General features: G+C 48.9%; 2 protein-coding genes. Both read right to left on the bottom strand.

The features are described from left to right. Window positions 1-89: Rnf-Nqr domain containing protein (locus SB765_RS29315; protein ID WP_319949971.1), on the bottom strand; the 89-nt coding region annotated here is incomplete at its 3' end. A gap of 123 nt (window positions 90-212) precedes the next feature. Beyond that, window positions 213-278 (bottom strand): DUF2569 family protein (locus SB765_RS29310; RefSeq protein WP_410932447.1); only part of this gene is annotated, 66 nt, incomplete at its 5' end.

The following is a 278-nucleotide window of genomic DNA, read 5'->3' as shown; positions in this document are numbered from 1 at the left end:
CCCATAAAAGGACACAGGCCGAGAAACTTCACTAATACGAAGTTATTCACCAGCACGGTGCCAACAAAGAGAAGCAGATAATCGGTCATTTTTTCGCCTGGGAGCCAGAAAGCGGCTTATTATCATTGATAGCGCGGCGTATCTCAACACCTGCGCCATCCGCTGAGCGGCAGACCGCACTCAGAATTAAATTCCTGACATAACTCACAGCGTTATGGCGCGATAAAGGTCGTTTTTACCCGTTTTGAGCGTTTGAAGTAGGGCACAAACACCGCAGC

The organism is Pseudomonas sp. SIMBA_067 (assembly GCF_046534675.1).
Taxonomy (GTDB): Bacteria; Pseudomonadota; Gammaproteobacteria; order Pseudomonadales; family Pseudomonadaceae; genus Aquipseudomonas; species Aquipseudomonas putida.
The sequence above is the reverse complement of the archived record's forward strand: the minus strand, read 5'-3'. Positions and strand labels throughout refer to the sequence as shown.